This window comes from Pseudomonas sp. P1.8, from assembly GCF_001269805.1.
Classification (GTDB): domain Bacteria; phylum Pseudomonadota; class Gammaproteobacteria; order Pseudomonadales; family Pseudomonadaceae; genus Aquipseudomonas.
The window spans coordinates 67,267-79,775 of record NZ_LHVM01000007.1 but is presented as its reverse complement, the minus strand read 5'-3'; the positions used below and the strand labels follow the sequence as shown (position 1 = coordinate 79,775).

Sequence of the window (12,509 nt, the reverse complement as noted above, 5' to 3'; positions counted from 1 at the left end):
AAGGGAGTCTCCCAGATGAATCATCAAGCCATAAAGGGCTCGATCAGCCTGCTGGCCGGCGCGATGCTGCTGGCCAGTGCGACTGCCTTCGCCAATGTGGAGCCAGTTGCAAAGCCGGCGACCGTGGCCAAGGAACTGCAACAGGCCAAGACCTACACCGTCAGCAGCGCACCGACCGCACCGCTGGAACTGGCCACGCCGAAATTGCCGGACGTGTCCGGCTACACCGCTGAGGCCATCGCCGCGAAAATCGTGCGCAGCAAGGCAGGCAAAATCAGCGTGCGCCGGATGATGCAGGAAGACGCCCTGAAGGACTTCATCGGCGGCGACAACAAGATGGCCGAGTGGGTGGTGCGTCAGCACGGCATCCCCCAGGCGATCTTTGTCGACGACGGCTACATGAACCTCAAGGACCTGGCGAAGAAACTGCCCAAGCAGTACTTCAGCGAAACCTCGCCGGGTGTGTTCCTCGCCAAACTGCCGATCGTGGTCGGCCGTCACGGCATTCTCGAAATCGATAAGCAGACCCAGGAGTTGCGCCTGTCGCAAGAGGCCGGTTCGTTCCTGGTCAACGACGGCCAGCTGTTCGTGCGTGATACCAAAATCACTGGCTGGCGCGAAAAGGACAACGGCCCGGCGACATTCAAATCGCCCAAGGAATTCCGTCCGTTCCTGCTGGCCTGGGGTGGCACCGAGACCTATATCGCCAACAGCAAGATGGCCAGTTTCGGTTACGCCAACAGTAAGTCGTACGGCGTGAGTATTTCCCAATACACGCCGAACATGGCCAAGGTGCTCAAGCGCCCTGAACCGACCGGCTGGATCGTCGGTTCCGAGTTCTCGGACATGTGGTACGGCTTCTACTGCTACGAAACCAGCAACTTCGTGGTCAAGGGCAACACCTACAAAGACAACATCGTCTACGGCATCGACCCGCACGACCGTTCCCACGGTCTGATCATTGCCGACAATACGGTGTACGGGACCAAAAAGAAGCACGGGATCATTATTTCCCGTGAGGTCAACGACAGCTTCATCTTCAACAACCGCAGCTACGACAACAAGTTGTCGGGTCTGGTGATCGACCGGAACAGCGTCAACAACCTGATCGCCCACAACGAGATCTACCAGAACCACACCGACGGCATCACCCTCTACGAGAGTGCCGACAATTTGCTGTGGGGCAACAAAGTCGTGAGCAACCGCCGCCACGGCATCCGCATTCGTAACAGTGTGAACATTCGCCTGTACGAAAACGTTGCGATGGCCAACGGCCTGACCGGCGTGTACGGCCACATCAAAGACCTGAGCAACACCGACCGTGACATCAAGCTCGACCCGTTCGATGCGCAGGTATCGCTGATCGTCGTGGGCGGTGAGCTGGCGGCCAACGGCAGTGGCCCGCTGTCCATCGACTCGCCACTGAGCGTCGAGTTGTATCGCGTGTCCATGCTCGCCCCGACCAAATCCAGCGGCATCAGCTTCTCGGGGATTCTCGGCGAGCGCCAGGATGAAATTCTCGATTTGCTGGTGCGCCAGCAGAAAGCCGTGCTGATCGACCCTGTCGAACGCCAGACCGAAATGCAGGACTGAGGATAATTTTATGCACCCACACTTAATCAAATTACTCAGCCTGTCGGCCCTGACCGCCGGCATTCTCGCGGCCAGCGGCGGCGTGCGTGCCGATGAGGTGCAAGCGCCCAAGTTCAGCGCAGAACCGTGCTGCAGCCTGTGCCCCGCCGCCCACGACGCGAAGAACTACACCACGCGTTATCAGCAGAACTTCACCACGCTGGTACAGGCCCAGGGCGACTGGCTGTTCCGTACGCAAGAAGACTTGCGCACCGAATTCGACACCACCCCGGCCGGCTACAAACGCATGAAGCAACTGCACGATGCGTTCAAGAGCAAAGGCGTGGAACTGGTTGTCGTGTACCAGCCGACCCGTGGCCTGGTGAACCGCAACAAGCTCAACCCGGCCGAGAAAGCCAGCTTCGATTTCGACAAGGCGTTGAGGAACTACAAGTCCATGCTCGGTCGTTTCGCGGCCATGGGTTACGTCGTGCCAGACCTGTCGCCGCTGACCAACGAGTCGTTGCCCGACACCCTGCCCGCCCACGATTTCTACTTCCGTGGCGACCAGCACTGGACCCCTTATGGCGCCCAACGCACGGCGAAAATCGTCGCCGAGAAGGTCAAGCAGCTGCCTGAATTCGCCGACATTCCCAAGCGCGAATTCGAGACCAAAAAGTCGGGTCGCATGGGCAAGACCGGAACATTGCACAACATGGCCGGTCAACTCTGTGGCACCAGCTACGCGATCCAGTACATGGATCAGTTCACCACCGAGCCCAAGGGCGAAGCGGGCGATGGCGATCTGTTCGGCGATTCCGGCAACCCGCAGATCACCCTGGTCGGCACCAGTCACAGTGGCAAGAATTACAACTTCGCCGGTTTCCTCGAAGAGGCCATCGGCGCTGACATTCTCAACGTGGCGTTCCCCGGCGGTGGCCTGGAAGGTTCGATGCTGCAGTACCTGGGCAGCGACGAATTCCAGAAGAACCCGCCGAAAATTCTCATCTGGGAATTCTCGCCGCTCTATCGCCTCGACCAGGAAACCATCTACCGCCAGATGATGGCGCTGCTGGACAACGGCTGCGAAGGCAAGGATGCACAGATGTCCGGCAGCGCCACGCTCAAGCCGGGCAAGAACGAATTGATGGTCAACAGCAAAAACCTCGACCTGCGCAACAGCAGTCACCAGGTCGACATCCGCTTCGCCGACACCTCGGTGAAAACCCTGCAAGCCACCCTCTGGTACATGAACGGTCGCCACGAGGACATCAAGATCGACAAACCGGAAACCTCCGACACTGACGGACGTTTCGCCTTCGAGTTGCGCACGGACGAAGACTGGGCCTCGCAGAACCTGCTGGCCGTCGAAGTCCAGGGCCCGGAACAAGCGGGCGCCGCGCCACAGAAAGTCGAAGCGAAAATCTGCAAACGCAACGTATTCCCGAGCGCTGAGCAACGTACCGCTTCGGCCGGGCAATGAGGTCTGCTATGCGAAATCCGAAACTTGCAAAACTGTTGGCACCGACGCTGTTGAGCCTGGCGATGTTCGCGGGCGCGACTCAGGCCGCGGCGCCATTGCGTCCGCCACAGGGCTATTTTGCGCCGATCGAGAAAGTCAAAACCGGCGACAAGAGCGAAGGCTGCGATGCGCTGCCGACGCCCTACACCGGCTCGCTGCAATTTCGCAGCAAGTACGAAGGCTCGGACAAAGCCCGTTCGACCCTGAACGTACAGTCTGAAAAAGCCTTCCGCGACAGCACCGCCGACATCACCAAAATGGAACGTGGCACCAGCAAGCGCGTGATGCAATTCATGCGTGACGGTCGCCCGGAACAGTTGGAGTGCACGTTGAACTGGCTCACCGCGTGGGCCAAGGCCGATGCGTTGATGTCCAAGGACTTCAACCACACCGGCAAGTCGATGCGCAAATGGGCGTTGGGCAGTATGGCGTCTTCATACATTCGCCTGAAGTTTTCCGACTCCCATCCGCTGGCCAACCATCAGCAAGAGTCGCAGCTGATCGAAGCCTGGTTCAGCAAGATGGCCGATCAGGTGGTCAGCGACTGGGACAACCTGCCGCTGGACAAGACCAACAACCACTCGTACTGGGCCGCCTGGTCGGTGATGGCCACGTCCGTCGCCACCAACCGCCGCGACCTGTTCGACTGGGCCGTGAAGGAATTCAAGGTCGGCGCTAACCAGGTCGACGCCGACGGTTACCTGCCCAACGAACTCAAGCGTCAGCAACGGGCGCTGGCGTACCACAACTACGCCCTGCCGCCGCTGGCGATGATCGCCAGTTTCGCTCAGGTCAACGGTGTGGACTTGCGTCAGGAAAACAACGGCGCGTTGAAACGCCTGGGTGATCGCGTGCTCGCCGGGGTGAAAGACCCGGATGAGTTCGAAGAAAAAAACGGCAAGGAACAGGACATGACCGACCTGAAGGTCGACTCGAAATTCGCCTGGCTCGAACCGTTCTGCTCGCTCTACACCTGCGCGCCGGATGTGCTGGAGAAGAAGCATGACATGCAACCGTTCAAGACCTTTCGCCTGGGCGGCGACCTGACCAAGGTCTACGACCCGGCCAATGAAAAGGGCAAGGGTTCTTAACGCAAATCCTTTGTAGGAGCCGGCTTGCTGGCGATGGCGGTATGACATTCACCATCGATGTCGACTGATCTGCCGCCTTCGCCAGCAAGCCGGCTCCTACAAGGGATCGCGGTGGCTTGAATGCAATACATCCCCCCGGATTTCTGTGGGGGGTTTGGGGGGGCCGTTGGCCCTTGACTGTTGGTTAAACATGGAGAGATCGGGATGGTATTTTCATCCAACGTGTTCCTGTTTCTGTTCTTGCCGATCTTTCTCGGCTTGTACTACCTGAGCGGGCAACGCTATCGCAATTTGCTGCTGCTGATTGCCAGCTACATGTTCTACGCCTGGTGGCGTGTGGACTTTTTGGCACTGTTCGCGGCCGTCACGCTGTGGAACTACTGGATCGGCCTGAAAGTCGGTGCCGCAGGCGTCAGGACCAAACCGGCGCAGCGCTGGCTGCTGCTCGGCGTGGTCGTCGACCTGTGCATCCTCGGCTACTTCAAGTACGCCAACTTCGGCGTCGACAGCATCAACGCGATGATGACGTCGGTGGGCCTTGAGCCGTTCATCCTGACCCACGTGCTGTTGCCGATCGGGATCTCGTTCTACATTTTCGAGTCCATCAGCTACATCATCGACGTCTACCGTGGTGACACCCCGGCGACCCGTAACCTGATCGACTTCGCCGCATTCGTGGCGATCTTCCCGCACCTGATCGCCGGCCCCGTGCTGCGTTTCCGCGACCTGGCCGATCAGTTCAACAACCGCACCCACACCCTCGACAAATTCTCCGAGGGCTGCACGCGGTTCATGCAGGGTTTCATCAAGAAGGTCTTCATCGCCGACACCCTCGCGGTGGTGGCCGACCATTGCTTTGCCCTGCAAAACCCGACCACGGGCGATGCCTGGCTCGGCGCCCTGGCCTACACCGCGCAGTTGTATTTCGACTTCTCCGGCTACAGCGACATGGCCATCGGCCTGGGCTTGATGATGGGTTTCCGCTTCATGGAAAACTTCAAGCAGCCGTACATCAGCCAGTCGATCACCGAGTTCTGGCGCCGCTGGCACATCAGCCTGTCGACCTGGTTGCGTGACTATCTGTACATCACCCTCGGCGGCAATCGCAAAGGCACGCTGATGACCTATCGCAACCTGTTCCTGACCATGCTGCTCGGTGGTCTGTGGCACGGCGCGAACATCACCTACATCGTCTGGGGTGCATGGCACGGCATGTGGCTGGCGATTGAAAAAGCCCTTGGCCTGAACACCTCGCCGCGCAGCATCAACCCGATCCGCTGGGCGCTGACCTTCCTGCTGGTGGTGATGGGCTGGGTGATTTTCCGTGCCGAGAACCTGCACGTTGCCGGTCGCATGTACGGCGCGATGTTCAGCTTCGGCGACTGGTCGCTGTCGGAACTCAATCAGGCCAGCCTCACCGGCCTGCAAGTGGCAACACTGATCGTGGCTTACGTGACCCTGGCGTTCTTCGGCATCCGTGACTTCTACAGCAATCAGCCGCCTGCCAAGACCAAGCCTGCGGTGAACGTCGACAGCGACGGCCCGGCCGCCACCGAACCAGGCCTGATCAAAGCCGCGCCTGGGGATAACCCGGCGAGCATCCACCAGCCTGGCTACACCGTCGGCGTCGACGCCCAGGTGCAACCGGCCTACTGGACCGCTGACTGGTCGCGCTATGCCATGCGTGCGCTGGTGTTGCTGCTGTTCATCGCCTCGATTCTCAAACTCTCGGCGCAAAGCTTCTCGCCGTTCCTTTACTTCCAGTTCTGAGGGATCTGACCATGACCCGCTCATTACGCATCTTCTACATCGCCCTGTTCCTGGTGACGCTGCTCGCCCTGGGCGTGTGGTCGGTTCGCAGCTTCCTGGGCTTCAGCACCAACGCCGATGCGACGGTGCTCAACGGCCGCTGGACCAAGGCTGTGGAAACCCACTACGACGACGAGTTTCCGATCAAGCGCCTGGGCACCAACCTCTGGGCCGCACTGGATTTCAAACTGTTCAACGAAGGTCGTCCGGGCGTGGTGCTCGGTCGCGATCAGTGGTTGTACAGCGATGAAGAATTCCACCCGATCGTCAACGAAGAGTTGAACCTGCAAGGCAACTACGCGCTGGTCGAAGGCGTGCGCCAAACGCTGAAAGCCAAAGGCGTGCAACTGGTGATGGCGGTGGTGCCGGCCAAGGTGCGCCTGTACCCGGAACACCTCGGTGAGGTGAAACCGGCCAGCATCCACGCCAACCTGTACAAGGATTTCCACCAGCGCCTGGCCGCTGACCGGATTCCTGCACCTGACCTGCTCGGCCCGCTGATGCAGGCAAAGCAGAACGGCCAGCAAGTGTTCCTGCGCACCGACACGCACTGGACGCCACAAGGTGCCGAGATCGCCGCCAATCGTTTGGCCAAGACCATCGCCGACAAGTACCCGCTGAGCGGCGAGCCGCAGCGCTTCGTCACCGAGCCTGCGGAAACCATCACGCACAAGGGCGACCTGCGTCTGTTCCTGCCACTGGACCCGCTGTTCGAAAACCTGATGCCCAAGCAAGAGCCCTTGCAGAAGCGCAATACGGTCGCGGCGCAAGATCAGCCCGCCGGCGACGACGCCCTGTTCGCCAACACTGAAGTGCCGGTGGCCCTGATCGGCACCAGCTACAGCGCCAATCCGAACTGGAACTTCGTCGGTGCGCTCAAGCAAGCGCTCAACAGTGACGTGGTCAATTACGCCGAAGACGGCCACGGCCCGATTCTGCCGATGCTCAGCTACCTCAAAAGCGACGCTTTCAAGAACAGCCCGCCCCAAGTGCTGATCTGGGAGTTCCCTGAACGATATCTGCCTGTGAACAACGAAATCGGCGACGCCGACCCGCAGTGGGTCGCAGAGCTTAAACAAGCCGGCGCCCGCCAACAAAACGTAGCCATCAACACTAAATCCGAGACGCCCGACCGGGCGCAAAACTGAAAGAGAGAGGTACTACCATGACTTTCACGACTACTCCTCGTCGTCTCGCCAAGACCTTTGCACTGGTTGCTGGTATGAGTGTGCTTTCGATGCAGGCCTTCGCCGCTGGCGACTCCGCGCTCTACGGCCCGACCGCCCCGAAAGGCTCGTCCTTCGTGCGTATCTTCAACGCCAGTAACGCCGAAGTCAGCGCCACCGTCGGCAGCACCAACCTGAGTGATGTCGCGCCGTTGGCCAGCAGTGACTTCAGCTTCATGCCGGGCGGCGACTACAGCGCCAAGGTCGGCAGCCAGACCCTGCCGGTGAAACTGGCCGGCGATCACTATTACACCCTGGTCAACAACGCCAGCGGCGCGCCGCAACTGATTGAAGAGCCGCCGTTCAAGAACAAGCAGAAATCCCTGGTGCGTGTGCAAAACCTCAGCGACAAGGCGCTGACCCTGAAAACCGCCGACGGCAAGACCGACGTGGTCCCGAACGTTGCGCCCAAGGGTCGTGGCGAGCGTGAAATCAACCCGGTCAAAGTCAGCCTGGCGCTATACGATGGCGCAACGAAAGTCGGCGACGTGAAACCCGTCGCCCTGGAACGCGGTGAAGCGGCAGTGCTGTACGTCACCGGTAACGGCAGCAGCCTGTCGCCAGTCTGGGTAAAACGCCCGGTCTCGACGCGCTAAACAATTTTTACCAGGACTGACCGCAAACACAGCCCCTGTAGGAGCTGGCTTGCCAGCGATGGCGTCCTCAAGGTTCCCATCGCCAGCAAGCCGGCTCCTACAAGGGAGTCGAGTCAGCCTTGGACACGGAACAAAAACAAGAGTGAAACGACACAACGTTCGTCGCTCTAACCAAACGATTTGCAAGGAGTAACAACATGATTCCGGTGATCTTGTCAGGTGGTAGCGGTTCGCGTCTTTGGCCGCTTTCGCGTAAGCAGTTCCCTAAACAGTTCCTGGCCCTGACCGGCGAGCACACTTTGTTCCAGCAAACCCTGGAACGCCTGGTGTTCGACGGCATGGACACGCCAATCGTGGTCTGCAACAAGGACCACCGTTTCATCGTCAATGAGCAACTGACTGCGCGCAAACTCGAAACCCAGCGCATCCTGATGGAACCGTTCGGTCGCAACACGGCGCCGGCCGTGGCCCTGACCGCGATGATGCTGGTCAATGAAGGTCGCGACGAGCTGATGCTGGTGCTGCCGGCCGACCACGTGCTGGAAGACCAGAAAGCCCTGCAACGCGCCCTGGCCCTGGCCACCGTCGCGGCCGAAAACGGCGAGATGGTGCTGTTCGGCGTGCCGGCGACCAAACCGGAAACCGGTTACGGCTACATCAAGTCGACCAACGATTCGCTGCTGCCTGAAGGCGTCAGCCGTGTTTCGCACTTCGTCGAAAAACCCGACGTGAAACGCGCCACCGAGTACGTGCAGTCCGGCGGCTACTTCTGGAACAGCGGCATGTTCCTGTTCCGCGCCAGCCGTTTCCTTGAAGAGCTGAAAAAGCACGATCCGGACATCTACGACACTTGCCTGCTGACCCTGGAACGCAGCGCTCAGGACGCAGATACCGTCACCATCGACGAAGCCACCTTCGCCTGCTGCCCGGACAACTCCATCGACTACTCGGTGATGGAAAAAACCCAACGCGCCTGCGTAGTCCCGCTGACCGCGGGCTGGAGCGATGTCGGTTGCTGGTCGTCGCTGTGGGAAGTCAATGCCAAAGACGCCAACGGCAACGTCACCAAAGGCGACGTGGTGATCCAGGACAGCAAAAACTGCATGATCCACGGCAACGGTAAACTGGTGTCGGTGATCGGCCTGGAAAACATCGTCGTGGTCGAAACCAAGGACGCCATGATGATCGCCCACAAGGACAAGGTCCAAGGCGTGAAACAGATGGTCAACACCCTCAACGAACAGGGCCGCAGCGAAACCCAGAACCACTGCGAGGTCTACCGTCCGTGGGGCTCCTACGACTCGGTGGACATGGGCGGTCGTTTCCAGGTCAAGCACATCTCGGTCAAGCCGGGCGCATGTCTGTCGCTGCAAATGCACCACCACCGCGCCGAACACTGGATCGTCGTGAGCGGCACAGCCGAAGTGACGTGTGATGAAAACGTGTTCCTGTTGACCGAGAACCAGTCGACCTACATTCCGATTGCTTCGGTGCATCGCTTGCGTAACCCGGGAAAGATTCCGCTGGAGATTATTGAGGTGCAGTCGGGCAGTTATTTGGGTGAAGACGATATCGAGCGGTTTGAGGATATCTACGGTCGCTCGACGCCGATCGAGCGTGGCGTGTCGGTGAAAACCATCGCGCAGTGATTGATTGGTAATACTGCTAGAACAGAAGCCCCCATCCAGCCGACTGCGCTCCCTATCAGCAGGAGGGTAGGTGGGGGTTTTGGTTCTCGTGGTCGGCCATCCCAGACAAACAGGGAATCACCCCCTCCATCCAAAACAAACGAACTGCTGCCCTCGTGACTCAAGCAACTTTATTTCCAAGTGCGCGTTGTAGGAAATTGCGTTTTTGCCCGAAGTTTAATGCACCACGATCAATCTCTCGTTGTACCGCAATTTTTGTATCTGCTATTCGATCCAAAAACGCATTCATGTCCTTCTTTGAGAACGTTGAGTATTTTTCGGATATCAACGTTTTCCAGTCCTGACGGCTGACTGCTTTGAACTGATCCCAACGCTCAGCATTGAACGCTTTCGTAAGATCAATCGTTGATAAATTATAGGTCGAATTTTTTTTCGCAGAAAATGCTGCCTCATGATCAATCAGAAATACATTACCGTGAAGGTCCCATAACTGATTGCCAGAGTTATCATCAAATTCATTGATCAAGTAATAAAACAGCCTAGCCTCTTCAGGCAATGCCTTTCTTCCCTGGGTATTATTTCTTGAACCGGTAATTTCCTGTTGAATCATCGACTTCGCTTTAGCTTTAGTGGGTGGAACAAGATGCAGGCCGAGTCTTTCACTAACTTTATAAGCAAACTCCTCACGTTGAGGGCCTTCCGGGTGTTGCATTTTCTTTACCAGAAACCCCACTCCTTCAACCTCTGAGCCAACCCGGTAAATGGTATTGTTGTGCCTATTCTGAAACACCGTCATAGACTGCATATCAACTTTAGATGTAAGTGAAAAAACCCACTCATTGATAACTGGAACATCAGAAATCGATCCAGCACGAGCTTCGGACAGAGCTTCAAGGTAATTACCCTCATTGACTGTACCTCGAATGATATCCGAAGAAATCAACTCGACTGGAAATCTGTTTCCTCCTTGCAAATCAACAAAACTCAGAGGTGCGTTTGCTACAAAGCAGAATAAATTCAAGCCATCTACCGCCCCCAGAGGATCCGGGTTAACCCATCGCTGCAACCACGGTACGTAATACCTTAACCCATAGTAATAAAGCCCCGTCGCATCCCGTTCCTTCCCCGAATAACGCACCGTTCTGTAACTCGCCTCCACCTCCCCGCGCCCGGCAAACCACGCGGTGGTGCCAAACGGGTGATACCGTTCCTGGCTGATCACTTCACCGTCGTCGTCGAGTTCCAGGGCGCAGGAACCCAGATGATCATTCAGATGGTAGCGATACTGGTCATTGGCGCTGTCCTTCGGCGGCTCTGAGTCCCAATGCAACACCCGCACACTGCTGCGCCCGGCCTGCACGCTGATCACCTGTAACACTTCGCCCGTGCCACTGTGGTTACGCAGTTCCAGGTTCGGCAGATAACGGGCTTCAGCGATCAGTGTCCGTGCATTGGTGTGGGCCTCGCGGACTTTGCGCAGGCGCATGCCGTCGGCACCGTAGACATAATGTTCGCGATCATCAAGGCCCGAATCACGCACCACCGGCCGCACTTCGCCCAACTGGTTGCGCAGGTTCCATGCCAAGGCCTGCCCCGGTTGCAGGTTGAGCAGGTTGCCGTTGCAGTCGAAGCCTCGGCGGAAGTCGTCCTCACCCGGCTCCACGCCTTCCAGCACCGGCAGACAACGGTTGCTGTGCGCCGCCGCGACCAGTCGATGGCCATGACTTTGCGCACCTTCGTGGGTCAACTCCAGCAGATTACTGCCCGTATCGTAGCGATAGGTCTGGCGGTAATTGGCGCAGGGCGCGCGGTCATCGAAAGTCGAAAACTGTGGGCCTCTATTGGCACCGCCCGCTTCCCAGCCAGTGGCTTTGATCAGTTGCGACAGGCTGTCGTAGGCGTAGCAATTGACCGGTTTGATGCGCTGGTTGGCGAAATAGCGAATCGGCTGCGCGCCATCCTCGATGCTCAGCACATTGCCCACCGGATCGTAGGCGTAACGCAGGTCTTGCAGGGCTTCGTTGCCACGCTGCGCCCACAGGCGAGTCAGGCGCCCGTTCTGCGCGTCGTATTCCAGCGTGGTGACCACGCCGTTGCCGGCAACTTCCCGTTCGGTCTGGCCGTGAGCGTTGTAGGCAATGGCGCTGAGCAGAGTTTTCGGTGCCGTGTCGGCCGCCAACTGCAAGCGAACTTCGCGCAACTGGCCAGCGATGGTGTGGCCAAAAAACTGCCGATGTTCCTTGGCATCGGTCTGCTCGATGACCTCGCCCAACGCATTGAAGCGCGAGCGCGTGATGGCCCCGGCCCCCGGCTCCCACAGTAGATCGCGAGCGGGCAAAAGCTCAGGCCAGTCTGGAGTTGCCAGCTCTCGCAGAAAATGCCGCGCCTGCTGCTGCACACCACCGTTCAATCCAAATGCGATGAACAATTGCGTACCCGCCGGATCATCATGACGGATCAATCGCCCGCACTGATTACGCTTGGCGAATGCGATGTCGGCTGTGCCATAACCAAAATACTCGGTGCACGACAACTCGCCGTTACCCGCTTTTTCGAACACCGCCAACGGCCGGATCAGTTTGTCGTACTCAGTCCGTCTCTCGTAAGCCCGGCCATCCCATCCCTTTACATGTTGGTCCGCTTCACCCATCAGGCTGACGCGCCACCCGGCATCGACGCTTGTTTTACCGACCACCTTGCCTGAGAGGGATAAAATCGAGATCAGGTTAGCGGGAGCCGAATCATCTTCGATCAGTCGCGCATCACACTGAGCGACCAGACGACCGGCCTCGTCGTGGATCGAACGGTTGATCCGTGCTTCAGCCAACTCAGCGCCGGTTCTTCGACAGTAAGCGACCGAGCGGACCACCAGACTTCGTGGGTCCATGACAGCTACGCTCGGGGTTGCGGCATGAACACTCGGGTGTAACAACCAGGTCATGGGTTTTACCGTTGCTCGCGCGTAATCAAAAGCAGCGCGGCAACTCCAGAGCCACACGTTGGTGTCCCCTTCCCCGAGCCTGGCGGATGCTTTGGAATGCACC

8 protein-coding genes are annotated in these 12,509 nt (G+C 58.5%); 7 read left to right on the top strand and 1 reads right to left on the bottom strand.

The window, feature by feature from the left end; genetic code table 11:
- The first annotated feature begins 15 nt into the window (after nucleotides 1-15).
- The 7 genes from algG to AD668_RS04165 all read left to right on the top strand — a co-directional run bounded on the left by algG (nucleotide 16) and on the right by AD668_RS04165 (nucleotide 9,465).
- A complete protein-coding gene (algG, locus tag AD668_RS04195; protein WP_053155021.1) occupies nucleotides 16-1,593 on the top strand; it encodes a mannuronan 5-epimerase AlgG in 1,578 nt (525 codons plus the stop codon).
- A 10-nt stretch (nucleotides 1,594-1,603) separates the two neighbouring features.
- Nucleotides 1,604-3,055, top strand: coding sequence for an alginate O-acetyltransferase (locus AD668_RS04190; protein ID WP_053155019.1), 1,452 nt, complete (start codon nucleotides 1,604-1,606; stop codon nucleotides 3,053-3,055).
- An 8-nt stretch (nucleotides 3,056-3,063) separates the two neighbouring features.
- Complete coding sequence (locus AD668_RS04185) at nucleotides 3,064-4,185, top strand: mannuronate-specific alginate lyase (protein ID WP_053155015.1); 1,122 nt, start codon at nucleotides 3,064-3,066, stop codon at nucleotides 4,183-4,185.
- Between the two features lie 204 nt (nucleotides 4,186-4,389).
- On the top strand, nucleotides 4,390-5,955 hold the full coding sequence (locus tag AD668_RS04180) for an MBOAT family protein (protein WP_053155014.1): 1,566 nt from the start codon (nucleotides 4,390-4,392) through the stop codon (nucleotides 5,953-5,955).
- An 11-nt stretch (nucleotides 5,956-5,966) separates the two neighbouring features.
- Complete coding sequence (locus AD668_RS04175; protein ID WP_053155013.1) at nucleotides 5,967-7,142, top strand: alginate O-acetyltransferase; 1,176 nt, start codon at nucleotides 5,967-5,969, stop codon at nucleotides 7,140-7,142.
- A gap of 17 nt (nucleotides 7,143-7,159) precedes the next feature.
- Nucleotides 7,160-7,816: an alginate O-acetyltransferase AlgF gene (locus AD668_RS04170; protein ID WP_053155012.1), complete on the top strand. Its 657-nt coding sequence runs from the start codon at nucleotides 7,160-7,162 to the stop codon at nucleotides 7,814-7,816.
- Nucleotides 7,817-8,013: 197 nt separating this feature from the next.
- Nucleotides 8,014-9,465: a mannose-1-phosphate guanylyltransferase/mannose-6-phosphate isomerase gene (locus AD668_RS04165; RefSeq protein ID WP_053155010.1), complete on the top strand. Its 1,452-nt coding sequence runs from the start codon at nucleotides 8,014-8,016 to the stop codon at nucleotides 9,463-9,465.
- A gap of 160 nt (nucleotides 9,466-9,625) precedes the next feature.
- Here the strand turns inward: AD668_RS04165 and AD668_RS04160 are convergent, their stop codons facing one another.
- Nucleotides 9,626-12,406, bottom strand: a complete 2,781-nt coding sequence (locus AD668_RS04160) for an RHS repeat domain-containing protein (RefSeq protein ID WP_082344419.1) — start codon at nucleotides 12,404-12,406, stop codon at nucleotides 9,626-9,628.
- Between the last annotated feature and the right edge of the window lie 103 nt (nucleotides 12,407-12,509).

Bases quoted from the DNA above. Each gene is read 5' to 3' on its own strand.
- algG (WP_053155021.1), top strand. From the start codon at position 16: ATGAATCATCAAGCCATAAAGGGCTCGATCAGCCTGCTGGCCGGCGCG.
- AD668_RS04190 (WP_053155019.1), top strand. From the start codon at position 1,604: ATGCACCCACACTTAATCAAATTACTCAGCCTGTCGGCCCTGACCGCC.
- AD668_RS04185 (WP_053155015.1), top strand. From the start codon at position 3,064: ATGCGAAATCCGAAACTTGCAAAACTGTTGGCACCGACGCTGTTGAGC.
- AD668_RS04180 (WP_053155014.1), top strand. From the start codon at position 4,390: ATGGTATTTTCATCCAACGTGTTCCTGTTTCTGTTCTTGCCGATCTTT.
- AD668_RS04175 (WP_053155013.1), top strand. From the start codon at position 5,967: ATGACCCGCTCATTACGCATCTTCTACATCGCCCTGTTCCTGGTGACG.
- AD668_RS04170 (WP_053155012.1), top strand. From the start codon at position 7,160: ATGACTTTCACGACTACTCCTCGTCGTCTCGCCAAGACCTTTGCACTG.
- AD668_RS04165 (WP_053155010.1), top strand. From the start codon at position 8,014: ATGATTCCGGTGATCTTGTCAGGTGGTAGCGGTTCGCGTCTTTGGCCG.
- AD668_RS04160 (WP_082344419.1), bottom strand. From the start codon at position 12,406: ATGACCTGGTTGTTACACCCGAGTGTTCATGCCGCAACCCCGAGCGTA.